This window comes from Cognatundibacterium luofuense (genome assembly GCF_018139685.1).
Classification (GTDB): Bacteria; Pseudomonadota; Gammaproteobacteria; order Burkholderiales; family Burkholderiaceae_D; genus Undibacterium; species Undibacterium luofuense.
Genome location: NZ_JAGSPN010000004.1, coordinates 144,169 through 170,449 on the forward strand (window position 1 = coordinate 144,169; position 26,281 = coordinate 170,449).

Annotated in this window: 24 protein-coding genes; 10 read left to right on the top strand and 14 right to left on the bottom strand. The window is 50.9% G+C overall.

From position 1 onward, the window contains the following. Positions 1-80 precede the first annotated feature (80 nt). Complete coding sequence (locus KDM89_RS07460; protein ID WP_212687319.1) at positions 81-503, top strand: NfeD family protein; 423 nt, start codon at positions 81-83, stop codon at positions 501-503. Between the two features lie 33 nt (positions 504-536). Continuing rightward, positions 537-1,463 (top strand): SPFH domain-containing protein, encoded by a 927-nt coding sequence (locus tag KDM89_RS07465; protein ID WP_212687320.1) that lies wholly within the window; start codon positions 537-539, stop codon positions 1,461-1,463. 370 nt (positions 1,464-1,833) lie between these two features. On the opposite strand, the gene KDM89_RS07470 is transcribed toward KDM89_RS07465, so the two are convergent. The 5 genes from KDM89_RS07470 to wrbA form a co-directional block, all read right to left on the bottom strand. After that, the gene (locus KDM89_RS07470) at positions 1,834-2,934 is read right to left on the bottom strand and encodes an NADH:flavin oxidoreductase/NADH oxidase (RefSeq protein WP_212687321.1); all 1,101 of its coding nucleotides are present in this window, start codon (positions 2,932-2,934) and stop codon (positions 1,834-1,836) included. 114 nt (positions 2,935-3,048) lie between these two features. Next, positions 3,049-3,516, bottom strand: coding sequence for a DUF4124 domain-containing protein (locus tag KDM89_RS07475; protein ID WP_212687322.1), 468 nt, complete (start codon positions 3,514-3,516; stop codon positions 3,049-3,051). 15 nt (positions 3,517-3,531) lie between these two features. Next, on the bottom strand, positions 3,532-4,965 hold the full coding sequence (locus KDM89_RS07480; RefSeq protein ID WP_212687323.1) for an FAD-binding oxidoreductase: 1,434 nt from the start codon (positions 4,963-4,965) through the stop codon (positions 3,532-3,534). A gap of 3 nt (positions 4,966-4,968) precedes the next feature. Beyond that, positions 4,969-5,364, bottom strand: a complete 396-nt coding sequence (locus KDM89_RS07485) for a DUF2069 domain-containing protein (RefSeq protein ID WP_212687324.1) — start codon at positions 5,362-5,364, stop codon at positions 4,969-4,971. After that, complete coding sequence (gene wrbA / locus KDM89_RS07490; RefSeq protein WP_212687325.1) at positions 5,361-5,969, bottom strand: NAD(P)H:quinone oxidoreductase; 609 nt, start codon at positions 5,967-5,969, stop codon at positions 5,361-5,363. The genes KDM89_RS07485 and wrbA overlap by 4 nt, the downstream gene beginning before the upstream one ends. 69 nt (positions 5,970-6,038) lie before the next feature. Between wrbA and KDM89_RS07495 the strand changes: the two genes are divergently transcribed. Beyond that, positions 6,039-7,322, top strand: a complete 1,284-nt coding sequence (locus tag KDM89_RS07495) for a YihY family inner membrane protein (RefSeq protein ID WP_230427730.1) — start codon at positions 6,039-6,041, stop codon at positions 7,320-7,322. Next, positions 7,294-8,346 (top strand): GNAT family N-acetyltransferase, encoded by a 1,053-nt coding sequence (locus KDM89_RS07500; protein ID WP_212687327.1) that lies wholly within the window; start codon positions 7,294-7,296, stop codon positions 8,344-8,346. The genes KDM89_RS07495 and KDM89_RS07500 overlap by 29 nt, the downstream gene beginning before the upstream one ends. 62 nt (positions 8,347-8,408) lie before the next feature. Here the strand turns inward: KDM89_RS07500 and KDM89_RS07505 are convergent, their stop codons facing one another. Together KDM89_RS07505 and KDM89_RS07510 are read right to left on the bottom strand one after the other, a co-directional pair. Continuing rightward, a complete protein-coding gene (locus tag KDM89_RS07505) occupies positions 8,409-9,824 on the bottom strand; it encodes an undecaprenyl-phosphate glucose phosphotransferase (protein ID WP_212687328.1) in 1,416 nt (471 codons plus the stop codon). Positions 9,825-9,854: 30 nt separating this feature from the next. Continuing rightward, a complete protein-coding gene (locus KDM89_RS07510) occupies positions 9,855-10,745 on the bottom strand; it encodes a glycosyltransferase family 2 protein (RefSeq protein ID WP_230427731.1) in 891 nt (296 codons plus the stop codon). Positions 10,746-10,979: 234 nt separating this feature from the next. Here KDM89_RS07510 and KDM89_RS07515 point away from each other — a divergent pair, with 234 nt between their 5' ends. From KDM89_RS07515 to KDM89_RS07535, 5 genes are read left to right on the top strand one after another with little or no spacing between them, the layout of a single operon-like run. Beyond that, positions 10,980-11,957 carry an SLBB domain-containing protein gene (locus KDM89_RS07515; protein ID WP_212687330.1) on the top strand — a complete coding sequence of 326 codons (978 nt, stop codon included), beginning with the start codon at positions 10,980-10,982 and terminating at the stop codon, positions 11,955-11,957. Positions 11,958-11,965: 8 nt separating this feature from the next. Then, on the top strand, positions 11,966-13,375 hold the full coding sequence (locus KDM89_RS07520; RefSeq protein ID WP_212687331.1) for a GumC family protein: 1,410 nt from the start codon (positions 11,966-11,968) through the stop codon (positions 13,373-13,375). Positions 13,376-13,398: 23 nt separating this feature from the next. Then, a complete protein-coding gene (locus KDM89_RS07525) occupies positions 13,399-14,313 on the top strand; it encodes a polysaccharide biosynthesis tyrosine autokinase (protein WP_212687332.1) in 915 nt (304 codons plus the stop codon). Between the two features lie 4 nt (positions 14,314-14,317). After that, positions 14,318-15,256 (top strand): glycosyltransferase family 2 protein, encoded by a 939-nt coding sequence (locus KDM89_RS07530; RefSeq protein WP_212687333.1) that lies wholly within the window; start codon positions 14,318-14,320, stop codon positions 15,254-15,256. After that, entirely contained in the window at positions 15,256-16,305 is a 1,050-nt protein-coding gene (locus KDM89_RS07535; protein ID WP_212687334.1) for an acyltransferase family protein, read from the top strand. The genes KDM89_RS07530 and KDM89_RS07535 overlap by 1 nt, the downstream gene beginning before the upstream one ends. Here the strand turns inward: KDM89_RS07535 and KDM89_RS07540 are convergent. Next, the gene (locus KDM89_RS07540; RefSeq protein ID WP_212687335.1) at positions 16,248-17,609 is read right to left on the bottom strand and encodes an O-antigen ligase family protein; all 1,362 of its coding nucleotides are present in this window, start codon (positions 17,607-17,609) and stop codon (positions 16,248-16,250) included. The genes KDM89_RS07535 and KDM89_RS07540 overlap by 58 nt on opposite strands. Positions 17,610-17,699: 90 nt before the next feature. Between KDM89_RS07540 and KDM89_RS07545 the strand changes: the two genes are divergently transcribed. Then, the gene (locus KDM89_RS07545) at positions 17,700-20,027 is read left to right on the top strand and encodes a glycoside hydrolase family 5 protein (RefSeq protein WP_212687336.1); all 2,328 of its coding nucleotides are present in this window, start codon (positions 17,700-17,702) and stop codon (positions 20,025-20,027) included. An 88-nt stretch (positions 20,028-20,115) separates the two neighbouring features. On the opposite strand, the gene KDM89_RS07550 is transcribed toward KDM89_RS07545, so the two are convergent. The 6 genes from KDM89_RS07550 to gmk form a co-directional block, all read right to left on the bottom strand. Further along, the gene (locus tag KDM89_RS07550; protein ID WP_212687337.1) at positions 20,116-20,964 is read right to left on the bottom strand and encodes a peptidylprolyl isomerase; all 849 of its coding nucleotides are present in this window, start codon (positions 20,962-20,964) and stop codon (positions 20,116-20,118) included. Positions 20,965-21,269: 305 nt separating this feature from the next. Next, positions 21,270-21,890, bottom strand: coding sequence for a molybdenum cofactor guanylyltransferase MobA (gene mobA, locus KDM89_RS07555; RefSeq protein ID WP_212687338.1), 621 nt, complete (start codon positions 21,888-21,890; stop codon positions 21,270-21,272). A 2-nt stretch (positions 21,891-21,892) separates the two neighbouring features. Further along, positions 21,893-22,996, bottom strand: a complete 1,104-nt coding sequence (moaA, locus tag KDM89_RS07560; RefSeq protein ID WP_212687339.1) for a GTP 3',8-cyclase MoaA — start codon at positions 22,994-22,996, stop codon at positions 21,893-21,895. 35 nt (positions 22,997-23,031) lie between these two features. Then, complete coding sequence (locus KDM89_RS07565) at positions 23,032-25,290, bottom strand: RelA/SpoT family protein (protein WP_230427732.1); 2,259 nt, start codon at positions 25,288-25,290, stop codon at positions 23,032-23,034. Between the two features lie 59 nt (positions 25,291-25,349). Beyond that, a complete protein-coding gene (rpoZ, locus tag KDM89_RS07570; protein WP_212687341.1) occupies positions 25,350-25,553 on the bottom strand; it encodes a DNA-directed RNA polymerase subunit omega in 204 nt (67 codons plus the stop codon). Positions 25,554-25,571: 18 nt separating this feature from the next. Next, positions 25,572-26,216 (bottom strand): guanylate kinase, encoded by a 645-nt coding sequence (gmk, locus tag KDM89_RS07575; protein WP_212687342.1) that lies wholly within the window; start codon positions 26,214-26,216, stop codon positions 25,572-25,574. Positions 26,217-26,281 lie beyond the last annotated feature (65 nt).

A 26,281-nucleotide genomic window follows, 5' to 3' on the forward strand; every position in this document is an offset into this window, starting at 1 on the left:
AGGTGAAATAGGATCAAAATTACCGGTGCAGAAATGTACACAATAACCAAGAATGGTAAGACTTCGACAAGGAGAAAATCATGGCTGACTGGATGTGGTGGGGCGTACTGACCGGCATTCTGCTGATTGCAGAAATACTGACCGGTACATTTTATTTACTGATGGTCGCAATCGGCTTTGTTGCGGGGGGTATTGCTGCGTATGCGGGTGCCGGACTGGCGCCGCAGATCATCGTATCCGCGTTTGTCGCTGCTTCTGCCGTCACCATGCTGAATAAAATCCGGCCGCAGAGCAAGGCAACATCGGCGGATAACGAAAACTCGCTGGATATCGGACAGGTAATCCGTGTCGATGAATGGCGCGATATCGGTAATGGTCGCTTTGTCACCCGTGCCAGCCATCGCGGATGCCAGTGGGATGTCGAACTTTTGGCCGGACATCCGGTGGCAGGCAATTTTCTGATTGAAGAAGTGCGTGGTAATACCCTGGTCGTCCGTTCGTAATCAGGGCCTAACAATCGTTATACGGAGGTTTTCATGGAAGGTTTTGGGATAGTTGCGCTGATCCTGTTGTTTGTTGTGATCGTGTTTGCAATGAAAACAGTGAATGTCGTTCCTCAGCAACATGCCTGGGTCGTAGAGCGGCTGGGTAAATACCATTCCACGCTGGGGCCGGGACTGAATATTGTCGTGCCGTTTATTGATCGTATCGCCTATAAACACGTGCTGAAGGAAATTCCGCTGGATGTGCCGCCGCAGGTCTGTATCACCAAAGACAATACCCAGCTGCAGGTTGACGGTATTCTGTATTTTCAGGTGACGGACCCGATGCGGGCGTCTTACGGTTCCTCCAACTATATCGCCGCGATCACGCAACTGGCGCAGACAACCCTGCGTTCTATCGTTGGCCGGATGGAGCTGGATAAAACCTTCGAGGAACGTGACCACATCAACACGACCGTGGTGAATGCAATTGATGAGTCGGCGGCGAACTGGGGTGTGAAGGTTTTGCGCTATGAAATCAAAGACTTAACACCACCGAAAGAAATTCTGCACGCAATGCAGGCGCAGATCACTGCCGAACGTGAAAAGCGCGCGCTGATTGCTGCTTCCGAAGGTCGTAAGCAGGAGCAGATCAATCTGGCGAGCGGTGAGCGCGAAGCAGCGATTGCCAAGTCTGAAGGTGATAAGCAGGCTGCAATTAACCGTGCAGAAGGTGAAGCGGCTGCGATTCTGGCGATTGCTCAGGCCAGTGCCGAAGCTTTGCGCGTCACAGCATCCGCGATTCAGCAACCAGGCGGCAGCGATGCGATGAATCTGAAAGTCGCGGAACAATATGTAGAAGCCTTCGGTAAACTGGCCAAAACCAATAACAGTCTGATCGTTCCCGGCAATTTTGGTGACATGAGCAGTCTGCTGGCAAGCGCAATGCAAGTGCTGAAGCAGAACGGTAAAGCGCAGTAATGCTAACCTCGATGCGCTGGACACATTGTTCCTTACCAGTCATCATCCCAAACAGCAAACAGCAAACAGCAAACAGCAAACAGCAAGCGGCCATCAGCAAAGATGGCCGTTTTTCTTTATGACAGTATTGCAAACGCAGGCGGGTAGGGACGTCGCGCCGGTTATCGCGGATGACGGTCAGGCATTGTGCGAAAATCCGCATTCGTGATTTCCGGAGAGCCGGACTTTCTGCCGACGACCGTCAGATCGCTATGCTGAACTGCGCATTTCAGGCAGTTTCGGGTGCTGCGGAGCACTTTCAGGTAGTTTCTGATGACGACGACGGTCCTGAGCCTGACCCTGTAGCCGGATCAGGCTCAGTGTTTTTTACTTACATGCCGATAAACAGGTTTTTGACTTCCCGTGGCTGCGAGCGCCAGTACTGGCGTGGCGCATGGATTCCTGCACCCAGTTCAGCCGCTGCGTGCCATGGCCAGTGTGGGTTGTATAACATCACACGGGCTACACCGATCAGATCGGCTTCCTGCTCCTGCAGAATTTGTTCCGCCTGCTTAGCTTCGGTAATCAGACCGACTGCAATCACCGGCATCGTCGTGATGGCTTTGATCGCTTTGGCAAACGGTACCTGATAACCCGGCTCCAGCGGGATGTTCTGATGCGCAGCCAGTCCGCCACTGGAGACGTGAATGAAAGCACATCCGCGTTTTTCCAGTTCACGGGTCAGCGCCAGACTACTGTCCAGATCCCAGCCGCCTTCGGCCCAGTCACTGGCGGAAATGCGAATACCCAGCGGGTAGTTTGCTGGCAGCACCTGCTTCATATCATCGAAAATTTCCAGTGTTAAGCGCAGACGGTTTTCCAGACTGCCGCCGTACTGATCTGTGCGCTGGTTCGATAACGGCGACATGAACTGATGCAGCAGGTAGCCGTGCGCCGCGTGCAGTTCTATGCTGTCGAAACCGGCTTCCAGTGCGCGGCGTGCACCTTGCGTAAATGCCTGGCGGACTTCCTGAATGTCGTCCAGCGTCAGTGCATCTGGAGCGGCATCGTGCGCGTAGTGCGGAATCGCCGAAGGTGCCACAGTTTGCCAGCCACCTTGTTCGGCGCTGAGTAACTGGCCACCATTCCACGGCGCCGCGCTTGAGGCTTTGCGGCCTGCATGGGCAAGCTGAATCGCCAGCGGCATGGAAGAGTACTGGCGCAGACGCTGCACCAGATCTTTTAGCGCATCACGGTGAGCATCCGACCAGATACCCAGATCAAGCGGAGAAATGCGGCCGCGGGCTTCGACGGCAGTGGCTTCGAGGATCAGCAGACCGGCGCCGGAATGCGACATCGCACCCAGATGCATCAGATGCCAGTCCGACGGCATGCCATCCTGCGCCGAGTACTGGCACATCGGGGCGATTACAATCCGGTTTGGCAGGGTTAATTGACCAATTTGAAAAGGCGAAAACAGCTGGCTTTGCATAAGAATTCCATTCTTGATAAAGACAGAATGATTATGCGCCAGCTGATAATATATTTCAGGGATACGAACGGCGGCTTGATGTGGATGCAGCCGGTGCACGCAAGTAAGTGGGAATCAGCGTGAATTTTTGCAGCTGAGCTCAGCTTTTTCTTTCTCGCGACGCAGTTTCTGGCGCGCCTTATTTTCCTGTTTCGGTCCTGCACCACGGGCATCTTCTTCAGCCCACTTTACGCGCAGCTTCGCTTTATCGCATAAAACGCGGGCTTTTTCGGAGCTGGCAATCGCACGTTTAGCTTCACGTTCACTTTTCTCTTCGCGTTTCAAACGCTGACCGCGCATCTGGTCAGCCTGTTTTTTGTCCTGATCTGCGTGCCGGCGCGCTTCTTTCTTTTGCTTTTCGGATGGTGCAGGCAAGGGCTTCAGCTGGCCCAGCGAATTCGTTCCTTTCGGGCAGGCATCGTGCTGATAGATCACTTGTCCGTTTTTTTCACAGCGCATGATATCGGCTTGTGCAGACAGGGGCGGCAGCGCAAACAATAAGCTGAGTGCCAGACTATGCGATAACAGGGAGTGTACTTTCATGGAAACTTTATTGAATTACAAGATTTTGCCCGGATTCATGATACCAGCGGGGTCTAAGGCTTGCTTGACTGCACGCATCATTGAAAGCTCAGTTTCAGACTTATAGCGCAGCATATCGTCACGCTTCATCGCGCCGACACCATGCTCGGCGGAGAATGATCCGCCAAACCGGTGAACCTGATCATGAATGAGCCGACTGACGGCAGTATCATCCAGTGCCTCCGGATTTACCTGACGGTCGACTTGCTGGGTATTGACGTTGAAGTGAAGATTGCCATCGCCCATATGCCCGAAGCACACGACTTGCGCTCCCGGACAGGCTGCAGCGAGTAGGGCGCCTGTTTCCGCAATAAATGCGGGGATGCGTCCCACAGGAACAGAAATATCATGCTTCAGATTGCGCCCAGCTTTTGCCTGCGCTTCGGAAATCGATTCGCGCAGCTTCCAGAAATCGTTGGCCTGCGCCACCGAACCGGCTAACGCACCGTCGAGTATCAGGTCAGCCTGCATTAATTCCTGCTCGAAGTTTTCCCATAATGCGAGCGTGTGACTGGCCGGATGAAAATCAGACACTTCCAGCAATATCTGGTAGGGATGCTGCTGCGGGAAAACTTGCCTGGTTCCCGGAATATGTTGCAGTACCAGTTCGGTACAAACGCCGGAAATCAGTTCAAACGTCGTGAGCGCAGGCCCGAAGCACGTGCCGGCGAGTCGCAAAATTTGCAGTGCATTTTCCGGCGAGCTGACAGCCAGTAATGCAGTGCAGCGTGTGCGCGGTTGCGGATGCAGCTTCAGCACCGCTGCAGTGATAATGCCCAGCGTCCCTTCCGCACCGATGAACCATTGTTTCAGGTCGTAGCCGGTGTTGTCTTTGCGCAGGCCGTGTAACTGCGAGATGACCTCACCGTCAGCCGTGACGACTTCCAGTCCCAGACAAAGATCGCGTGTATTGCCATAACGTAAAACAGCAGTGCCACCGGCATTGGTGGACAGATTGCCGCCTATCGTGCAACTGCCTTCCGATGCCAGCGACAGCGGAAATAATCGGTCAACATCCGTTGCAGCTTGTTGTACCGCTGCCAGCGTGCAGCCGGCTTCCGCAATCATGGTATTGCTGTCGGCATCAACTGCACGAATACGGTTCAGTCTGCGTGTCGATAAAATAATCGCAGTTTGTGGTGCGGTTGGAATGCTGCCAAGCACCAGTCCGGTGTTACCGCCTTGCGGAACAATCGCAATGTTTGCCTTGCGACATAATTTGACGATGGCGGCGACTTGCGCTGTATCGGAGGGTAAAACAACCGCCAGCGCATCGCCGCGCATACGGCCACGCCATTCAGACTCAAAGACTTGCTTGTCTTCGGCAGCCGACAAAACATATTGCTCACCGGTGATCGCTTTGCAGGCATGCAGAAAATCAGCAACAGACAGATGTGGTGCAGACAGCATTTCTTACTCCGCAGGCACGGAAGCCGCTTTTTTCGCACGTTTAGCAGCTTTTTTCATGGGATACAGATAGACCGCGATGCCGGTAAATAAACTCAGTGATAAGGCCAGTTCCGTGATTGCCAGCCACGCGGACAGCTGATTTGTATCACTGAAGCCGCGCACTATGCCTTCGGTAAAATACAACCACACCAGCATTGAGCCCCATTGCAGGGTGTAATTATCTTTTCTGAGCATGCCCTTCGCCAGAAACAGTAATGGCAGTGCCTTCAGTGCAAGCCAGGAGCCGCCCGTGCGTAACGGGGCAAGCCACATTTCCCAGACGATGCACAAAAGGATCAGCAGAATCCAGCTAACCAGCGCCAGCTGATGTCCGCGAATTTGCTTAGGCGACAGTATCATGTGCGACCCCGTTCGAGCGCAAGCGCAGTACTTGCCAGACGCTTACCGACGGCAATTGCCAGTTTGCGGGTTTCTTCGGTGATTTTTTGCTTGCCGTCCAGGCCAGACCAATGGGTTGCACCGTAAGGTGAGCCACCGCTGGACGTCAGCATCAGATCCGGTTCCGAATAAGGAATACCAAGGATCATCATGCCGTGATGCATCAGCGGCAGCATCATACTCAGTAAGGTGGATTCCTGACCGCCGTGCATGCTGCCGGTAGAGGTGAATACACAAGCCGGTTTGCCCGCCAGCGATCCTGACAGCCATTCGGCACTGGTCGAATCAAGAAAATATTTCAGCGGTGCTGCCATATTGCCAAAACGTGTCGGTGAACCAAGTGCCAGCGCAGCACATTCGCGTAAATCTTCCACTTCGACGTAAGGTGGCCCGTCATCCGGAATCGCAGGCGCAGTCGCTTCACAATTCGCAGATACGGGTGGAACGGTACGAAGACGTGCTTCACATCCGGCGACACTTTCCACGCCCTGCGCAATCAGTTCTGCCAGTGCATGTGTTGCGCCATGACGTGAATAATAGAGAATGAGGATAGAGATCGTATTCATGGCGCGTATTATATGAGCCTTTAGCTACGAAACTTATTAAAATAGCGCAGTGTATGAATGAAAAAGAATATGATGCGCTTGATTAGCTGGCGACAAACTCAAAACTTACTGAAGTTCGGATTACGCCGGCTGCGCGAAGGCAGGCTGACGCAGGTGGCAGGCAGTCTCACCATGACATCTGTGCTGGCAATCGTACCGATTATCACCGTTGCGCTGGCGATCTTCACTGCGTTTCCTCTGTTTAATACCTTCCGCACATCGCTGGAAGCGTATTTTGTACAAAACCTGATGCCAAAGGCATTTGCGAATACGATTCTCGGCTATTTAACGCAGTTCGCAACGAAGGCAACACGCTTGTCCGCGGTCAGTGGTGTGATGCTGATGTTCACCGCCATTGCCACCATGGCAATGATTGATAAAGCCTTTAACCAGATCTGGCAGGTGAAACGTCCTCGTCCTTTCTTTCAGAGTCTGCTGGTGTACTGGGCCATTGTGACGCTGGGGCCGTTGCTGATCGGCGCGTCGATCTCGGTAACTTCTTATTTGTTTACTGCAACAAGCGGCGTGGTCGGAACACTGCCGTTTATCGGCGGCGTCGCGTACACCGCCATTTCCATCCTGTTCACGATGGGCGCATACACCTTGCTGTACACCACCGTACCGAATCGCAGTGTGGACTGGCGTGATGCGGCCTGGGGTGGTTTTGTGGCATCGTGCGCATTTGAAATCGCTAAGCGCGGCTTTGCTTTATTCGTTACGCACTTTCCGACCTACACCATGGTGTACGGAGCGCTGGCGGCGATTCCGATTTTTCTGGTCTGGATTTACCTTTCGTGGATGATCACACTGATAGGCGCGGTGATCGCGGCGTCACTGCCGGTGGTACGCTTTGAACGCTGGTGGCATGTTCCTGCACCCGGCAGCGAATTCGATGACGCAATGCAATTGCTGGGCTTGCTGGTGCGTGCGCGAGAGCAGGATCAGCAAGCAATGATGAGTCTGATGCAGTTGAGGGCTGCTACCCGCTTTGGTCTGGATGAAATTGAAAATCTGCTGGAACGGATGGCTGAAAAGAAATGGGTGGCAAGGGTCGTGCCGGAAGTTTCTGCAGCCAGTGCTGCAGCGTGGCTGAAATTATCGGAAGGGCCACAGGAGTTCTGGATGCTGACGCGCAATCCGAAAGAACTCAATATGGCAGATGTGTACCGTTTATTTGTCTATGAACCTATGCACGGCAGTCATTTTTCCGCTTTCATCGAACAGCGTATCGAATCCGGTTTGCTGATCAATTTGCATGATTATTTTGTAAAGTCGCAGGACAGCAATGAAATACACACGAATCCACAGCAGTGAACTTGATCAGGCTGTGATCGCTCAATGGCTGGTCTTGCTGCAATCTGATCCGCTGTATCAAAGTCCTTATTACCATCCCGCCTATACGCAGGTGATGGCCAGCGTCCGTAAGGACGTGTACCTGCTGCTGGCGGAACAGAACGGCAGTATTACTGGCATTCTGCCTTTTCATCAGAACAATGGAAAAACCACTGTTGTTGGCGAGGGGCTGACTGATTATCAGGGCTGGATCAGAAATGGCGTTTGTGAGCCGGATTGCACGAAAGGATTACGCGCAGCAGAGAGTTCACGATTAGATTTTAATCACGTCCCGACGGCATTCAGTGAGTTCGCACCGTTCACATGGAAAACTTCGCGCAGTCTGACAATGAATCTGAGTGGTGGTTATGCTGCCTATCAGCAGAGGTTGCAGACGGGCAGGGAAGCTGGCTTATTTAAGAAAATTGAAACCAGTGTTCGCAAGCTGGGTAATAAGATCGGGCCCGTCAGGTTCGTCTGGCACAGTGCATCCGTCAGCGACTTGCAGGCGCTGCTTGCCGGAAAATCTGACCAGTTTGTCCGTACTCTCGGGCCGCAGGCCGATATTTTCCAAACCGCGTGGATTCGTCAGAGCATGGAAATGCTGCATTCAGCACAGGCCCCTCTGTTTGCCGGCGTATTGTCCGGGCTTTACGCCGGTGATGTGATGATCGCCGCACATTTCGGAATCCGTTCTGCGCACACTTTGCACTACTGGTTCCCATGGTATGACACTCGTTATTCAGAATACTCACCGGGGCTGATCTTGCTGGCACGCTGTGCTGAAGCTGCAGCACAGCAAGGCTTAGGCATGATTGATCTGGGCAGGGGAGAGCAGGCGTATAAGCAACGATTTTCAACGGGTCACATCTCACTCAGCGAAGGTGTGCTGACTGCGCCTGCGTGGCGTGGCGGGTTGCTGAGAGCATTCTGGAAAGGGCGTGAGCAATTCAAATCCTCCGCTTTCGGTGAACAACTGCGGTCCCTGAAAAAACGTCTGCGCTGATTTGCAATCAAAAAACGGCGGACATCGTAAGCTGTCCGCCGTTTTTATTCGTGTTGAATTTGTCAGTAAGCGTTTTTGTCGCCAAACAGCACTTTGATGGTACGCCAGATGATCACAATATCCAGCCAGAACGACCAGTGCTGTACATAGTACAAATCGTAATCAACGCGTTTCTGCATCTTTTCCAGTGTTTCGGTCTCACCGCGCAAACCGTTTACCTGAGCCCAGCCGGTAATGCCGGGTTTCACTTTATGGCGGAACATATAGCCACTCACTAGCTTACGATAGAGCTCATTGTGGGACACGGCATGCGGCCGTGGACCGACCAGACTCATATCGCCGGACAAAACATTGAATAATTGCGGCAACTCATCCAGAGAAGTGCGGCGAATGAAACTGCCGAATGCAGTAACGCGGGGATCGTTGACCGTCGCCTGAATTACCGGTGCATCGCGGCTCGCAACCCGCATCGAACGGAATTTATAGACGCCGATGGGTTTTCCGGCAATCCCATAGCGCACCTGACGGAACAGGACGGGACCCGGTGAACTCAGCTTCACGCCGATTGCTACAGCAGTCATGACTGGCGACAATAATAAAATGCCAACCAGAGAACCGAAAAAGTCCAGTAGGCGCTTTGGTAATGCAGCGAGGCCAAAAAATGGCGGTTCAACGGAGGCGAGTACAGGTCTTCCTGCCAGTTCGCGCAGCTGAATTCCTGGCATGCCGAAAATAAGTGCTTCCGGCACAAAATAAGTAGTGACTGTACTGTCGAACAGAATTTCAATGACTTCACCGAGTTCCGGTGGCTCATTGTTATTCAGCCCGACGAAAACAACGTCCACCCGCATTTTTCCGGTTTCAGGATCAATCAGCCATTCAATAGCATCTTCCAGTGTCCCCATCCATTTGAGGTCGGCATGCGGTCTTGTTTCTGTGCGATTGTCGAAAAAACCAATCAGATCAATGGCCGCAAGCGGAGAGCTGCGCAGTGCAGTGGTCAGGTCTGCTGTTGCCGAATTTGACCAGATCATCACTGCTTTGCGCCGGCTATCAGGGTTGGAGTAATAGACTTTAGCAGCGTAGCGGATTGCAAGTGCGCATAAAAACAGTGCGAAAGGTGTACTGCCCAGCCAGATCAGCATGACCTTACGCGATAACTGTTCGGCAGCTTTGTCAGCATAAGCAGTCAGCAATACCACCATGAAAACAGTCAGCCAGCGCCAGGTGAGGCGTGGAAAAAGTGTGATTGCACGACGGCTTTGCAGCGCGTTCAGTAAACTGTGACTGGAAAATACAATCAGACTGGTCAGACCTGCAATCAGAAAACTGGCTGCAAATATCCGGGTTTCAGTGTTATCCAGAAAGTGAATAATAAAAAACAGATTGCCGCAAACAACGCTGCTCAGGGAAATGCCGACCAGAACAGAAAATATCTGTCCGGCCAGAGATTGATGTGATTGGCTTGTACCTAGCATTATGAAATCAGCCCCGTGATTCGAAGCGGATTAGCGCCGCAACAGCAATTTTTTCAACTGGCCCAACTGCCAGTTTTGCAAATACTGACGAAAGCCCGGATAGTTATATCGCGGATCAGAACGGAATGCCGCACCCAGATATCCTGCAATAATCAGCAGGCCACCGATCACGAATGGTTTTTCACGCATGCGAAAACAGCCTGACGCAATGGCATACAATGGATGGTAGCCCATGAACCAGATTCCTCGTCCCCAGCGCAATCTTCCTTTGTAAACATTTTTATCGGAAGAACCCATTAGCCGGTGGTGGTGCAGAACAGCATCTTTGTCGTAAAAGCTTTTAGTCTCCCAACCCTTCATTCGCGACATGTGAACATCAATTCCGTCCCACATCACTTCCTCAACGAATCCGCCAATTTCTTCAAAGGCTTCGCGCCGGTAAAGTTTGAACTGACCAGCGACGTGCTCGTCAATGATCTGCTCTTCGATCAGTTCATCGCCTTCCGGGCGAAACACTTTGCCTGAAACACAGGCCAGCCGAGGGTTGCCGGAAAATTGCGCAAACATCTTTTCGAGATATTTCGGGCCGAACGACATATCGCCATCCAGCTTCGCGATATAGGCGTATTCCTGATGCTGAATCTGACTGACACCAAACTTAAAAGCTGCAACGACACCACCGCCAACTTTGCGGAAGCCACGGTCTCCCCGTTTTACAACGCGGATAAAAGGATATTGTGCAGAATACGACTGAATGATGTCATAGGTATCGTCCGTCGAACCGTCATCTACAAAAAGACACTCAACTGGTTGAACGGTTTGCCGGACAAGAGAGTCCAGCGTCAGGCGAATCAGCTTTGCTTCATCGCGTACCGGAGCCACAATCGCAAGCGGAACAACAGTTAAAGATGGATTTTGCATGGAAGTCTGATCAGACATAAATAGTGGCGGGGCTTAGGATTTTTCTTTTTTACAATGTTATCTCAGCTTAGGATATGTAACAATTGCAAACAGTTAATTATTGTTAGTCAGCTGCCGATATCGTCATCGAAATTTGCAGATTTACTTTGTTTTTATGACAAAATGCTGGCTCTGAACTAACCCGCCACGATAAAATATTTGTTCTACTTGCCTTCGCTTTCTTCAATGAATCCTGTGTTACTTAAGTCTGCATCTTCATGGCGACGCTTTCTCAGGTTGGGAATGGCTGCCGGCGCAGCATTCGGTCTGTCAGGTAACACGCTTGCACAAGAGACTGAACCGCTTCGATTGAAGCTGGATTATTGGCTGACTGCGCCAGTCCAGTCTGATTTACCCGTCATGCCTGCAGTAGTTGCTGAGGTGAATAGCCCGATGAAAGCTGCGCTGCAAAATCTCAGTAACGAAGAATCCACTGAAACTGTGACGGATTTTGCCGGAGAGGGTGACCAGATTCTGATTACCGTATTTGGTCAGCCTGACCTGAGTGCCGATGTGGTGGTTGGCAGCTCCGGACTGATTACGCTTCCTTTGATCGGTACCCTGGAAGTGAAAGGGAAGTCAGCAATCGAAATCGCACAAATGTACGCCCGAAAGCTTGAACAGGGGCAGTACTTACTGAATCCAAAAGTCGCCGCCCGTATCGGGCAGCAAGTCAGTCGGGCATTCTCCGTGATGGGGGAAGTCAGTCGTCCGGGTAAGTTCCCGATTCAGGGGCAGATATCTCTGCTTGACGCGATCAGTATTGCAGGTGGCTTTACTCAGCGAGCAGATAAGCAAATTCGTATTCTCCGTAAACATCACGATACAGACGCTGAAGGCAGCGTTGAAACGCTGAGTCTGAATTTTGATGACAGTAAAAATGCAGAACGCCTGATGCAGCGGATTCGTCCGAATGACGTGATTGTCGTTGGTCAGCAAAAGAACTTTTACGTTTATGGCGAAGTCCGGAAGCCTGGCATGTATCCGGTTGAAGAAGATCTGAATGTGATGCGTGTTCTTGCAATTGGCGGCGGTGTGAGTGAACGGGGATCATCTTCCCGGATACGTATTTTGCGGAAAAATGATAAGGGTGAAATTCAAGAGATTTCGGCCAGCATCCGGGATATTGTTTTGCCCGGAGACGTTGTATTCGTCAATGAACGTATTTTCTGAGGATCAGCATGCAAAGATCTCCAGCTGATTTTGTGCTGTCTTTCGTTCAGATAGGCGCAATGCTGAAAGCACGCCGCACATTAATGGCAACGGTAACCGCGGGCTCTGTGTTTCTGGCCGGTGGTGTCACTGTGATGCTGCCGAAAACGTATCAGGCGAGCGCGGACATTTTCATTGACTACCGCGTTAACGATCCGATTGCAGGAAAACAGTTTCATCCTATGCAGGATGAAAGCTATCTGCAGACGCAGTTTGATGTGATCAAGAGCGTTCAGGTTGCAAAGCGGGTTATTCGCGATCTTGGACTGATGGACACAATTGAAGCGCGTAAGCTGACTGAAAAATACGGCAGCCAGCGTGCTTTGCGTGATATGGCTGAAGCGGTAGCAAAGAATATCGATGTTGCGCCGAGGAAAAATAGTCGCGTAATTGAAATTTTATATTCATCAGGCAATCCGCAAACAGCGCGGGATGTTGTGAATGCAGCAATCAGGGCATATATCGATTTGTCACTCGAAATGATGAATGCGCCTGCCAGGGCACGTAAAGATCAGTACAACGCGCAGCTTGAGACATTGTCAAAACAAATCGACGATATTCAGAAAAAGCTGACGGCATATCAGGAAGAGTATCAGATTGTTGATGTTGATGAACGTGCAGATCTCGAGTCCAAGCAAATGGGCGCACTGAGCGCACGCTTAATCGAGTTGCAAATGGCCAGGGTTGAAGCGCAGTCAAAACGTCAGACGTTTGAACAGTTGATCCGACAGGGTAATCCAGGGTCTGACTTGCCGGAAGTGGCTGGTGTGGGACATATTTCCGGTATTAAAGCAGCATTGACAGCACTGGATGCGCAAATCGCAAATGCCAAAACTACGCTGGGCCCTAAGCACCCTAAATTTATTGCATTACAGGATGAGCGCCAGAATCTGGTAGATAAGCTTCAGCGTGAATCTTCCACGGCCATTGCATCCCTGAATTCTTCTGAAAGTCGTTTGCGTCAGCAGGAAAAAGAAATTGAGAATGAGCTTGCAGCTTATCAAAAGAAGACTTTTGATAATAAAAAACACAGGAATGTCATTAATTCCTATCAGCGCCAGCTTGATTCTGTACAAAAAGTGTACAACGCCGCAATTCAGAAATTCGATGAATTGCTAATGACAAGTAATGTCGCCATTGCAAATGCTTCGGTAATGCGCTGGGCAGAAATACCGGAGAAGGCGTCAAAGCCATTATTAAAAAACAATTTGATATTTGGGCTCATTGCCGGGCTGATGTTCAGTCTGAGTCTTTCATTCTTGCTCGAACTTCGCCGCCGGAAAGTACGTTGCGTGGAAGATCTTGAGAAAGAGTTTGATGTCCCTGTGATGGCACAGGTTGGTTTTAACGAGAAAGAGCGTTATTTCACGCAGTCATGAAGGCAGATCACAGGAGTTTTGAATTGAGTGCAGCCAAACAAAAAGTTGCCCGGCTTGGTGATTTGTTCCTTGAGCAGGGATTGCTCGACGCACATCAGATTGAGCAAATCGGACAAACGCAACGAGAACGAAAAATGCGGTTTGGCGATGCTGCGCTTCACCTCGGATTTTTGACGCAAAGTCAGATTGAAGCCGCACTGGGTGAGCAATTTGGTCACTCAAACCAACTGCAGTACTCCGGTCTGGCGGGTGAGAAACTGACGTTTCTGCGTCAGCCTTTTTCACGGGAATCTGAAGAAATAAGGCGCTTACGCAGTGAACTTCTGTTGAAATTCGCAAATCAGGATCAAATCCGAATCGCGGTTGTCAGTGCGGGAACTGCAGACGGAAAATCCTATATGGCAGCAAGTCTCGCCGTCGCACTTGCACAAGCCGGGCGACGTACGTTGCTGATCGATACTGACTTACGTAACGGTGACCTGCATCAGTTATTCGGTATCGAAAATCCTGACGGATTATCATCTGTTCTCGCTCAGAGGCGCACGCTGGATGAAGTAGCGTTGCCGCTAATGCCAAATCTGCACTTTTTACCAGCTGGTCCGCTACCACCAAATCCACTGGAATTAATTCGTCTGCCGGAAATTCGCCGTTTGCTGGATCAGCATGCGGAGCGCTTCGATGCGTTTATTCTCGATACTTTTCCCGCGTCGCTCGCATCTGATGCTCAGATGATTGCACATCAGACCGGGTACGCCTTACTGATTGCGCGTAAAGACCAGACAGAAATCGATGACTTACGAGCACTGAAAGAGTCGATGCAGATCGCTGGTGTGGAAGTGTTAGGTACGGTATTTAATCATGCGCCATCTACGCAAAAGAAAAACTTGACGATAAGCCGTTTCAAAACCTGGTTCAGACCAGGCCGTCGTAAGGGCTGACATCATGTTTCTCAGCGTTTGCATTTGCACTTTCAAGCGTCCGGCTTTGCTGAACGAGTTACTGCATGCTTTACGCGAACAACAATCCGAAGAGTCATTTGAAGTTGTTGTGGTAGATAATGATCCCGCTGGGTCGGCAACTGAAGTGCTTAAAGCACAACAGCAGTATTGGGGCGATCGTTTAATTTGCAGGCACATCAGTGCTGCGAATATTTCAGTTGCGCGGAATGAAGCGATATCGGTTGCGCGTGGCGACTGGCTGGCGATGATTGATGATGATGAATTGCCTGAAAATGACTGGTTGGCGCAACTCAGAAACGCGCAGCAACGTTACAGTGCGGCGGTTGTGTTTGCTCCGGTTGTTCCGCGCTATCTGCCGGACACACCGGACTGGCTGATAAAAGGCGGTTATTTCGACCGTCCGCGTCTGGCTTCAGGAACCCTCATCAATCATAAAAATGCACGCAGCGGAAATGTTTTTATAAAGAGAAACGTGCTATTGAAGTTGGGTTTACACCAAGGGTTTATCTTTGATCCCGAATTCGGACGCACAGGTGGCGAAGACTCGTTATTATTCCGCCAGCTCGAACTAGCTGGTGCAAAGATGGTCTGGTGCGATGATGCCCCCGTGACCGAAGTTGTGCCGGCAGATCGCGCTAATGCAAGGTGGCTGCTGAAACGATCTTTTCGTACCGGTGGATTATTCCTGAAGACGGAACTGATAATGGCCGCACCGGAAAAGCGCAGGCTGACTGGCTTAAAACTTGGTGTACGAGCCATTGTGCAGGCAGCGATAGCGTTTGTTCTGGCCGTAATACTCAGTCCGGTGAGGCCGCTAAAAGCGTTTCACTGGGCGCGTGTTGTCGCATCTCAAATTGGAAAGCTGGCAGCGTACTCGCACCCGCCTGCACAGGCTTACGGCACGGAAAGTGAAAAAAAATAATGTCGCATGGATCCTCAAGAATTGCCGCGCTTGACGGCTTACGCGCTGTTTCCATTTTACTTGTTCTGATCTCACACGCATGGCTCGGGCACATTGTGCCCGGCGGTCTCGGTGTAACCATCTTCTTTTTTATCAGCGGTTTCATCATTACCCGGTTGATGATCAGTGAGTGGGACGAGGCTGGAACCATGCGCATTTCGCAGTTTTACATCAGGCGCTTTTTCCGGCTAATGCCTGCTCTGACAGTATTCCTTGTGGTTTCAGTCATAACACTGAGCCTTGCAGGTCAGGAAGTGGTTTGGAAAGAAATACTGGCGGTGTTCTTATATACGGCGAACTACTATGGCATTTTCATCGGATTTTCCGGGGATACCTTTCCACCGCCACTGGCGATTACCTGGTCACTCGCAGTGGAAGAACATTTCTATCTGATTTTTCCCAGCTTGTTCGTGGCGCTTATTGCGCGCTGGAAGCAGTTTGCCACATTGATTATCGCAGCGCTGATCATCGCGCTCGGATGGCGCTGTTGGCTGGCGTATGGAGTTGGACTTGAGCAGTTGCCACATTACCGCATCTACAAAGCCACTGATACACGTGTTGATTCCATTTTGTATGGCACGCTTCTGGCGATTATTCTTGCGCGAAAACCAGCTGCATGGGAAAGGTTAAATCATATCGCCTGTTTTTTCGCCGGGATATTCCTTATTCTGGCGACCTTGCTAATACGTTCTGAAGAATTCCGTGAGTCATTGCGCTACAGTTTGCAAGGAGTGGCGTTATTTATATTGTTTCCGTACGCAGTTCTCAGTAATTCCCGTATCAGCAGCGTGCTGGCAAATCGCTTTTTCTTATACGTCGGCAAAGTCAGCTATTCGCTGTATTTGTATCACTGGCTGGCATTCGGCATTGTCGTATTCTGGATGGGTGATGCATCACTGCCATTGCGTATTTTTGTCATGCTGGTGTTGTCATTTGCTATGGCAGATGCATCTTATCGCTGGGTAGAAAATCCTGGTTTGCGTGCCGGACGAAAATTACTGAAGTCTTGAATCGTCTTATCCCGCTGAGCGCGGTTATGCGAAGTAACCGTGCACATCGCAATAAAAAAGAATACGTTCAGAAACCCGAAGCCACGGAATAAACTGCTTTCTGTAAAATTCGTCACCACGATAATCAGTAGCATCGCGGTCCAGAATGCCGCCTGAGTCTGATCAGTTCTGCGCATTTTGATCAGGCTATATGCATGAAACAGGATGACAAGAACAGTCAGCGTCAGACCAACTAATCCCTGCTCATTCAGAATATCAAGATAGCCATTATGTGATTGCAACGGAATCCAGTGCAGTGCGTCAATCACATACTGAGACAGACTGTCCGGTCCAAGCCAGAAGGAGCCATAGCCGAGCCCTATCACCCAATGCCGACGAATTTCCAGCCACACCAGCTCCCAGATATCAGTCCGTCCGGTCAGGTCTGACGCTTTCCCGAACAGGCCGGCAATCGGAGCAGTCACCTCCGCAGATGTCGGAAGACGCGACTCTTGCATGAAAAATACAAACAAGGCGATCAGCGTCACGCAAAGAATGCCCAGCAGTACGCGAGTAATGGCATATTCTGAGTCAATACGTGGTTTGCGGAGTAAATGAAAGATACTGCTCGTCGTAATTGTCACAATCATACTGGTTGAACTTTTACTTAAGACGAGCATCAGGAAAGCGAAGATCAGCGAGAATGCCATCACTCTTACATTGACCTTTGTAATGCACGCAAGTACTTGCCAGAGCAGAATCGCCATTGCCGCAACTTGTCCGAGTTCGTTTTTTTGTGAAAGAATGCCACGCCAGGCTCCACCGAGTTCGTAGTCGATTCCGATCGTGGGATTTACGACCCCCATCACAAATGACGCTGCCAGCATCACCATTAATGTATACAGCATACTGGAGATAATAAGTCTGACAGGGTGAGGCGATATCTGAAGTGCCAGCCCGATCGCAACGAAGCCATATAACTGAATTGCGCGTTTGAGGGTAACGCCGGGCATGGGTGACCAGAGAAATGATCCCAGACACCACAATAAAATCAGAATCAGAAAAGGATTAAGTGCTTTCAGATTGCGGATCGTCTGCGCCGGATACTGATACAGCAAGAACCCTGAGACTGCGAACAGGCTGCCCCACTCAAGCTTGACTGCGAGAGATCCTTCCATTGTCAAAGACGATGCACCTGTGTAATCCCACGAAATGCCGTATGGCAGCAAAGCAAATACCACAAATAAAATAACGATCAGACGCAGCAGCCAGGCTTCCGCGATGGGGCTGAGTACAGATGTGGAAGATTTCAACGGCAGTTGCATGAGAATCAGTGTGCTTTGCGTCAGGATGCGCTATTTTAACGGCTAGCAAGCTATTCAATTTCGGCAACAATGAAAAAAACGCACAATTATTTGCAACTTCTCACTGGCGCAGCGCTGAGTCTCGTCTCTGGTCTTCATTCAGTACATGCTGAAAATCTGAACTGGTATGCATTTCGCCCTGACGCCGAGCATCTGTCACCAGTGGTCGACTTCTCAGGATTGAATCGCCGAATCGGTGATGAAGACAGAATCGTTGCGCACGATGGACATTTCTTTAAAGTGGGGCGTGACCGGCGAGCCGGAACTCCGGACGATCAGCGTATCCGGATTTTCGGGGTGAATCTTTCCGGATCAGCTTGCTTTCCCGATGAAGTGCAGGCGCGGTCATTAGTGCAGCGTCTGAAAAAGCTCGGAGTCAATGCAGTCAGGTTGCATCAGATGGATGCAATGCTAACAGAGGATGGTGCCAGGCCTGACGGTTTGTTAACCAACAGTGCATTTCCGAGCTTCCATCCGGAAGCAATTGCACGCCTGCGCAATCTGATCAGTGTGCTCAGAGAGCAGGGGATCTATGTCAATCTGAACCTGCATGTTAACTACCGGTTCAGACCTGCTGTTGATCAGGTCAATCCTCTGCTGGATGGTGCGCAAATGCCGCCAAACAGCCATCCGTTGCATTTGATTGATCCGCGTATGATTGCCCTGCAATCTGAGTTTGCTCGACAGTTACTGCGGCAACTGGAGCTGAAAAATGACCCGTCTCTGGCGATGGTGGAAATCAACAATGAATCGTCTTTAGTCGGTGCCTGGCAGCGCGGAGAGCTGGATAAGCTGAATGGCGAATATGAGCGCACCTGGACAGCACTCTGGCGTAAGTGGGTGACCCGTGAGTACGGCAGCCTCGACACTGCCTGCCAGCGATGGAAGACCTGTGAATTACCTGCGCAGGGCGGTAATTATCTGAAAAAAGAAGAAGCGATCGCTCCCGAGTCTGGCAGTAGCTGGATTGAACGTATTCGTCGTTTTGGCCGGAAAATCTTTCAGAAACTCGGCGTGCCACTGCCGGGATTTCTCGAAATTCGATATCAGCCTGCAACGGAGGGACTGGGTTTACGTGCTGCGGACTTTGCCCGCTTTCTGACCGAAACAGATCAGCAGTATTTTGACAATTTGCGTCAGGTGGTAAAGCAGGAAGCAGGTGAGCAGGTTCCGGTGACCGGTACGCAACGGTATTTTGGCGGACTGGCGAACCAGTTGAGTCAGAGGAACATGGATTATGCGGACGAGCATTTTTATACTGACCACTATGATTTCCCCGGCGGTGACTGGTCTGACCAGGACTGGCGTATCCGAAACAGCTCCAGTTTGCGTGATGCAACGGGTGCATTGCTGAAACGGGCTTTTTACCGCGACCGGCAAAAACCATTTGTAATCAGCGAGTTTAATCAGGCGTATCCGAACCGGCAATCAGCCGAGATGCTGCCTGCAATGGTAACGCTGGCCAGCTTGCAGGACTGGGATGGCTTATTCTTTTTTCAGTACGGGCAATTACCGGAAGATGACGAATGGCTTAGCGCATTTAATCTGAATAATCACAGTAGTCAGCTGGTGGGTTTTGGAACGCTGGCTGCGGTATTCAGGCAATTCCAAATGGCGGCACTACCTGAGCAGCAAGTGTTGCCCGTCACAGAATCAGAAATTACGACATTAACTCTCAGCGGTGAAAGCATAGATCCTTTTGTGCTCGACGACTTTGTTCGCCGGCGTTTTGGTTTGTCCGCCACAGATAGTCTTCAGTATCGTGTTGGCTTGCAGACAGCAAATGCTGAGCAGCCGGTACTGCGTCAGAAAGCAATTGCAGCCGCGAGTCAGCCAGCGTTGCCTCTGTGGAATTTGCAGTCAGGGCATATTCTGTGGGCGGATCGTTTTGCAGCTCTGTATGCGGGTTACGGTGATGCTGTTTCGGCGTCAGGGTGGTCGGTTCAGCATGCTGCCGGTAGCAGGGGATTTGCAGTGGTCACACTGACCAGTCGGGACGGATTGTCGCTGGATAAATCCCGCCGATTGCTTCTCAGTGTCGCTGGTGCGACAACCGGTTCACAGAGAGCCGGAACGGGTTACCGGCCCAAGCATTTGCTGCCATATAAAGGGGATGGAATGTGGCAAACACTGGAGTCTGATCAGGCGGGAAATTCACAACCATCTGGCTCTCGCAGCGCTCAGGGGCCAGTCTGGATGGAAAAACTGGACATCAGTGTCGGATTGCCGGTGTCGGGCCAGCAGGTGCTTGCCTATCGTCTGGATGAGCGCGGGCAAAGAGCAGAAGTGATGCCAGCCGGTAATCTGATCCGGCAAAATGGAGGATTTATTTTGAGAGTGAATGCCGAGAGTCCGTGGTACGAAATTGTTGTGAAATAAAAAACGCGCTGTCCTTACAGAGCAGCGCGTTTTTGTTCGTAGTATGTTACCGGAAGCGCAGAAAATTCCTGCGCATTTCTGGAAACGATTACTGAGTTTGTTTGACAGACTGAATCAGTAATGGTGTTACAGGAACATTCGACATGCCGTTTTGTGTAGATACCGGAACAGCAGCGATTGCATCCATCACATCAAGACCAGAAACGATCTGACCGAACACAGCGTAGCCGGGTGCAATTGCACTCTGATAATCAAAAGCAGCGCTGTTGTCCTTCAGATTGAAGTAAAACTGAGAAGTGCCGGAATTGAAATCAGAAGTACGGGCAAGGCCAATCGTACCGCGGGTATTGCTCAGGCCAACGGCTGTTTCCAGTGAAACCGGTGAGTTAGTCGCACCTGCCACCAAATCTTTAGTATATCCGCCGCCCTGAATCACCAGTCCTGCTTCGACACGGTGGAAGATTTTGCTCGGATAAAATCCGCTTTCGACGTAATTGAGGAAGTTGTCAACCGTGATCGGCGCTTTGTACGGGTTCAGCTCGATAACGATCGTACCTTTATCAGTCACCATCGTCACTTGCGGAGCTGCAGCCAGCGCAGAGGTCAGCGTTGCCTGATACAAAACTTTGGATACAGTATCGGTAATGGTCGTTGTGACATTGCCGACGCGGAATACTTTGCAGGTGAAAGTACGTTTTGTTGCAGTGCCGCCAGCGACTTCCGTCAGGTTGTTACAGCCGAAATTCAGGACGTTAACGCCTTTATCCAGATTCTGACCATTGATGGTAATGGTGGTCAGTTTACGATAGCTCAGAGGGTCAATACTGACGCTGCTGACCGTTGCGGTGACGGTCGGTGTATCACTTTTGTTGCCACCGCAGGCGCTGAGCAAAGCTGCCGCTGCGAGTCCGCTCAGAATCCAAACTGATGCTTTCAATCTGATCTCCAGTCAAATAAATAAATATTTTACTGTGCCACAGCTGGTTTGCGTGCGCTTTTCTGTATCAAATTGCGCAACGGCATGAAAGAGCGCTTGATGATACCCGCAGTTCTGGCTGGCCGAACTTTGAACGGAACTTGAAAAGTAACGCAGATCTGGCTGTCGGAGGTCTCCAAAAGCGCAAAATATACCCAAATGCGGAGTTTGGCATAGCAATCTGGCGGTCGTCGGCAGAAAGTCTGGCTGTCCGAAAATTGTAAATGCTGATTTCTGCACAATATCGGTATTACGGATCCGCTCAATCATCCTTTACGAAAGGCTTCAACGGCTTCCGGAGTGTTCAGATTGTGAAAGCTGATATGGTCTGGAACACAGCAAACGGCCGCATTTTGTTCACGGAACCATTGCAGAACACGGCGCTGGCCATTGGCCAGGTAAGTTTCCAGTGAATCAGCCAGCTCACGGTCCAATAATGCAAAACCGGGATGATCGCGTGATTCGTCAGTTTTACTGATCGCTCGGATATAACTCAGTTGCCGGTTACTTTGCTGAAGACTATCCAGCAGCATGGTTGCCAGTTCCGGATGTACTTCGGGGGTATCGCAAGGTGTTATCAGCAACAGCGGTGTCGGGCAGCATTTCAGCGCAGCCAGAATGCCAGCCAGCGGTCCGGCAAACGCATCGTCTGCATCCTGAACAACTGGAAATCCGAACGACTGATAGGTCAGAATATGCCGGTTGGCACTGATCATCACGCCAGCGGTTTGTCGTTGTAATTGCTGCGCAAGCCACTGTGCTTGTGGAAGAGCGTGCAATTGCATTAAGCCTTTATCCAGTCCGCCCATGCGGCTGCCACGGCCGCCGGCCAGTATCAGACCGGTGATGTCATTGCGAGTCAGGGATGATAATTGAGGGGCGGGCATGTTCAGCCGCCAATGTAAGACATTTCAATGCGTTCGCGACGCGTACCCGCGCCAGCCTCGGTTCGCACAGCAGAATAGCGGTCGTCGCGCTGCTGCCAGATACCCGTCAGGGCTTCCTGTAACGCTTGTTTATCTGCACCGGACTGCAATAGCGGACGTAAATCGTAGCCCTCGCTGGCGAACAGGCAGGTGTAAATCTTGCCGTCAGTGGAGAGGCGCAAGCGGCTACAACTGTTGCAGAATGGCTGACTGATACTGGAAATGAAACCGATTTCTCCGGGCGCATTCTGATGTTGCCAGCGGATTGCGGTATCGGAGTCTGATTCGGCGGGGAGTGCCAGCAGCGTGTTTCCTGCCTCACGGATTTTTTCGAGTAAGGTGTTGCTGGAAACCACTTCCTGCATATTCCAGCCATTACTGGCACCAACATCCATATATTCAATAAACCGCAGTGCTACAGGCAACTGACGGAAGTACGACACCATGTCGACGACTTCATCTTCGTTCCAGCCCTTACGCACTACCATATTGACTTTGACGCGCCGAAAACCGGCATCCAGCGCATGGTGAATGCCGTCGAGAACATCCTGAACGGAAAAGTCTGAATCACTCATGCGACGAAAGTTTGCGTCCGACATCGCATCCAGTGAAACGGTAACGCGGTCCAGGCCAGCAGCACGTAATTCCCGTGCCTTGCGGGTCAGCAGGACACCATTGGTTGTCAGCGTTATATCCGGCTTTTGATTCTCTGTCGTACGTAATGACGACAGCATGCGTATCAGCGATTCGATATCTTTGCGCAGCAGCGGCTCGCCGCCGGTCAGCCGGAATTTTCTGACGCCCATTGCGGCGGCAGCGGCTGCGACCCGTGTAATCTCTTCGAAACTCAGAATGCTGCTGCGTGGCAGGTAAGGATAATCCGCCGTGAAAACTTCTCTGGGCATGCAGTAGCCACAGCGGAAGTTGCAACGGTCGGTAACAGAAATGCGCAGATCGGTAAAACGTCGTCCGAACTGATCCAGCGCCTCACCCTCAATTCCACGCGTCTGCGGAATCGCCTTCGCAGCAGGTCGGGCAGGCACAACGGGAATCATTTTCAGGTTCATGGAGGCGACGGATGCAATTTGCCGGGCTGATTTACTCAGCCACGCTCACGAGTGACACGTGACACACCATTCAGATGGCGAATGCTTCGCATCAATTTGGCTAAATGGTTGCGGCTCTCGACCTGAATCGTAAAGTGGATGTGCGTCATGTCATTTGAGTCGCCATCTTCCATATTCACATGGGAGATATTGATGTCAGCCTCGCCGATTTCCGCTGCAATCCGCGCCAGTGCGCCGCGCTCATTGGTGATAATCACAGAAATCCGTGTATCAAATCGCCGGTTAAGATCTTCACCCCAGGTAACATCAATCCAGCGGTCAGGTTCTTTAATCAGTAATCGTTTTGCGTGCTTGCAATCATCGGTGTGAACGACCAGCCCCTGATCCCGTTTTAACTGCCCGATAATACCGTCGCCGGGAATCGGCATGCAGCATGCAGCCAGTTGAACCGAAACACCTTCGCTGCCGTAAATAATGACCGGAGCAGGGCGGTGCGCCTGACGTTCGCCTAACTGCTGGAAAGGAATAGACGGTGAATCATCTTGTACCAAATCCAGAATATGTCGCGCAACCAGAGCAGCCATACGCTTACCGACACCGATATCGGTGTACAGCTCATCCATTGATTTTGCCGTGGATTCGTTGAGTAATTTATCCACGAGAAAATCGGGTAATTCCGGATTTAACTGAAGCGCAACGAGCGCCTGTGCCAGCAATTGCTTACCGAGTTCCGTTGATTCATTCAGGTTCGCCGTGCGCAGGAAGTGGCGTATTGCAGAACGTGCTTTACCAGTCCGCACATAAGACAGCCAGTTTGCGGTCGGACGCGAATTCGGTGACGTAATAATCTCGACTATATCGCCGTTTTTTAGTTCTGAACGTAAAGGAACCGGTTCGTTATTGATGCGGGTGGCAATGGCCTGATCACCGATGTCAGTATGAATACTGTACGCAAAATCCAGTGCAGTTGCACCACGTGGCAGTGCCACAATTTTGGATTTCGGTGTAAATACGTAAACCGACCCGGGGAACAAATCGACTTTGACGTGTTCGAGAAACTCAGCGGAATCGCCGGTCTGCTTTTGAATATCAAGCAGTGATTGCAGCCATGCATGCGTGCGCTGCTGCAAATCAGTCAGATTGGAGCCTTCATTTTTGTACAGCCAGTGCGCAGCAACGCCGGATTCCGCGACGCGATGCATTTCGCGGGTACGTATCTGAAATTCGACCGGTGTGCCATAAGGCCCGATCAGCGTGGTATGCAGGGACTGGTATCCGTTTGTTTTCGGAATCGCAATGTAGTCTTTGAATTTACCCGGCATTGGTTTAAACAAAGCATGCAGGGTTCCCAGTGCGTAATAACTTTCACGGAAGTTTTCAACGACGACACGGAATCCGTAGACGTCCAGTACCTGTGAGAATGACAAGTGCTTATCCAGCATTTTTCGATAAATGCCGTAAAGCGTCTTCTCGCGTCCGTATACCTCAGCTTCAATGCCGGCATCGTTCAGTGCATCCTTGACTGAACTCAATATTTTGTTAACAACTTCACGTCGGTTTCCGCGAGCCGCCCGAACCGCTTTCGATAAGGTGCGGTAGCGCATCGGGAATAAATGCGAGAACGCCAGATCCTGAAGTTCACGGAAAAGATTGTTTAAACCAAGGCGATGTGCAATCGGCACATAAACGTCCATAGTTTCCCGTGAAATCCGTCGTTTTTTAGCCGGCAACATCACGCCCAGTGTACGCATGTTATGCAGGCGATCCGCCAGTTTTACCAGAATGACACGTACGTCTCTTGCCATGGCAAGCAGCATTTTGCGGAAGTTTTCCGCCTGCGCTTCAATCTGACTTTGAAATTCGATTTTTTCGAGTTTCGAAAGACCATCAACCATCGCTGCTACCGGAGCGCCAAAACGTTCGATCAGTTCTTCTTTCTTTACGCCCTGATCTTCCATTACGTCATGCAGCAGCGCTGCCATAATGGCTTGTACATCCAGCTTCCATTCAGCGCAGATTTCGGCAACTGCAATCGGGTGGGAAATGTATGGCTCCCCTGATTTTCTGACCTGACCAAGGTGCATCTCATCGGAAAAGCGATATGCCTCGCGGACCAGTTTTAAATCCTGTGCCGACAGATAGGTGGAAAGTTTTTCAGTCAGTGTGGTAATTGAAGCAACGCCAACCTGAAGATTTCCAGAGGGTGCTGAAGAGTCGCGCAGATCCAAGATGCCTGTTTTATCCTGATAAGAGCCAGAAAAACGACCGGCCGGGTTAGTTGACAGAGATGACATATCTTCCGATATATGCATTCTGGAACTCCCGGCCGTTCAGTGAGGAAAGTACGGTGCTATCAGACCGGTACTTTTTTCAGCATTTCTGTTCCGACTTTGCCTGCTGCGATTTCACGCAGAGCCATTACCGCTGGTTTGTTTTTCGCTTCGACCTTTGGTGTATGGCCTTGCAGTAACTGACGTGCACGATAAGTAGCACACAGAGTCAGTTCAAAACGGTTAGGAATAGTTTTCAGAGAATCTTCAACAGTAATACGTGCCATATTTAATCCTGGATAAGTTCAGTTCGGGCTGGCGTGAATGCCAAGTTGCGCAAATAAGTCCGCATTGCGGGCTGCTTGCTGCTGGAAGCGGCATCGTGCTGATTTGACAATTGCAGACAATTCAGACAACGCGGTTCCAAAGTCTTCATTAATAATAACATACTCAAACTCCGGCGAGTGGGCGATTTCACCACCTGCTGCCAGCAGTCTGCGTGTAATAACGTGAGGTTCATCCGTGCCGCGTTTGTTCAGACGCTCTTCCAGTGCCTGAATGGATGGAGGCAGAATAAAGATGCCAACCGCTCCCGGAAATTGTTTTCGCACCTGCTGCGCACCTTGCCAGTCGATTTCAAGCAAAACATCGGTTCCCTGGCGCATTGCGTTTTCAATCAGAATGCGGGAAGTTCCGTAGTAATTGCCGTGCACTTCAGCTGACTCAAGAAATTCGCCTTTTGCGCGACGTTCCAGAAAGTCTTCGGCAGAAGTGAAATGGTACTCACGACCATTTTCTTCGCCGGGGCGTGGCTGACGCGTGGTGAATGAAATTGACAGGCGAATGTTTGGCTCTTGTGCCAGCAATGCATTCACCAGTGTCGATTTTCCGGCACCCGACGGGGCTGCCACGATAAACAGGCTGCCTGCCAGTTCAGCGCTAGAGATCATATTTTCTATTCCGGATAAGACCAACAAATAAATGAGGGCGGGAAAACCCGCCCTTAATGACCGAG

Bases quoted from the DNA above. Each gene is read 5' to 3' on its own strand.
- KDM89_RS07460 (WP_212687319.1), top strand. From the start codon at position 81: ATGGCTGACTGGATGTGGTGGGGCGTACTGACCGGCATTCTGCTGATT.
- KDM89_RS07465 (WP_212687320.1), top strand. From the start codon at position 537: ATGGAAGGTTTTGGGATAGTTGCGCTGATCCTGTTGTTTGTTGTGATC.
- KDM89_RS07470 (WP_212687321.1), bottom strand. From the start codon at position 2,934: ATGCAAAGCCAGCTGTTTTCGCCTTTTCAAATTGGTCAATTAACCCTG.
- KDM89_RS07475 (WP_212687322.1), bottom strand. From the start codon at position 3,516: ATGAAAGTACACTCCCTGTTATCGCATAGTCTGGCACTCAGCTTATTG.
- KDM89_RS07480 (WP_212687323.1), bottom strand. From the start codon at position 4,965: ATGCTGTCTGCACCACATCTGTCTGTTGCTGATTTTCTGCATGCCTGC.
- KDM89_RS07485 (WP_212687324.1), bottom strand. From the start codon at position 5,364: ATGATACTGTCGCCTAAGCAAATTCGCGGACATCAGCTGGCGCTGGTT.
- wrbA (WP_212687325.1), bottom strand. From the start codon at position 5,969: ATGAATACGATCTCTATCCTCATTCTCTATTATTCACGTCATGGCGCA.
- KDM89_RS07495 (WP_230427730.1), top strand. From the start codon at position 6,039: ATGATGCGCTTGATTAGCTGGCGACAAACTCAAAACTTACTGAAGTTC.
- KDM89_RS07500 (WP_212687327.1), top strand. From the start codon at position 7,294: ATGAAATACACACGAATCCACAGCAGTGAACTTGATCAGGCTGTGATC.
- KDM89_RS07505 (WP_212687328.1), bottom strand. From the start codon at position 9,824: ATGCTAGGTACAAGCCAATCACATCAATCTCTGGCCGGACAGATATTT.
- KDM89_RS07510 (WP_230427731.1), bottom strand. From the start codon at position 10,745: ATGCAAAATCCATCTTTAACTGTTGTTCCGCTTGCGATTGTGGCTCCG.
- KDM89_RS07520 (WP_212687331.1), top strand. From the start codon at position 11,966: ATGCAAAGATCTCCAGCTGATTTTGTGCTGTCTTTCGTTCAGATAGGC.
- KDM89_RS07530 (WP_212687333.1), top strand. From the start codon at position 14,318: ATGTTTCTCAGCGTTTGCATTTGCACTTTCAAGCGTCCGGCTTTGCTG.
- KDM89_RS07535 (WP_212687334.1), top strand. From the start codon at position 15,256: ATGTCGCATGGATCCTCAAGAATTGCCGCGCTTGACGGCTTACGCGCT.
- KDM89_RS07540 (WP_212687335.1), bottom strand. From the start codon at position 17,609: ATGCAACTGCCGTTGAAATCTTCCACATCTGTACTCAGCCCCATCGCG.
- mobA (WP_212687338.1), bottom strand. From the start codon at position 21,890: ATGCCCGCCCCTCAATTATCATCCCTGACTCGCAATGACATCACCGGT.
- moaA (WP_212687339.1), bottom strand. From the start codon at position 22,996: ATGAACCTGAAAATGATTCCCGTTGTGCCTGCCCGACCTGCTGCGAAG.
- KDM89_RS07565 (WP_230427732.1), bottom strand. From the start codon at position 25,290: ATGTCATCTCTGTCAACTAACCCGGCCGGTCGTTTTTCTGGCTCTTAT.
- rpoZ (WP_212687341.1), bottom strand. From the start codon at position 25,553: ATGGCACGTATTACTGTTGAAGATTCTCTGAAAACTATTCCTAACCGT.
- gmk (WP_212687342.1), bottom strand. From the start codon at position 26,216: ATGATCTCTAGCGCTGAACTGGCAGGCAGCCTGTTTATCGTGGCAGCC.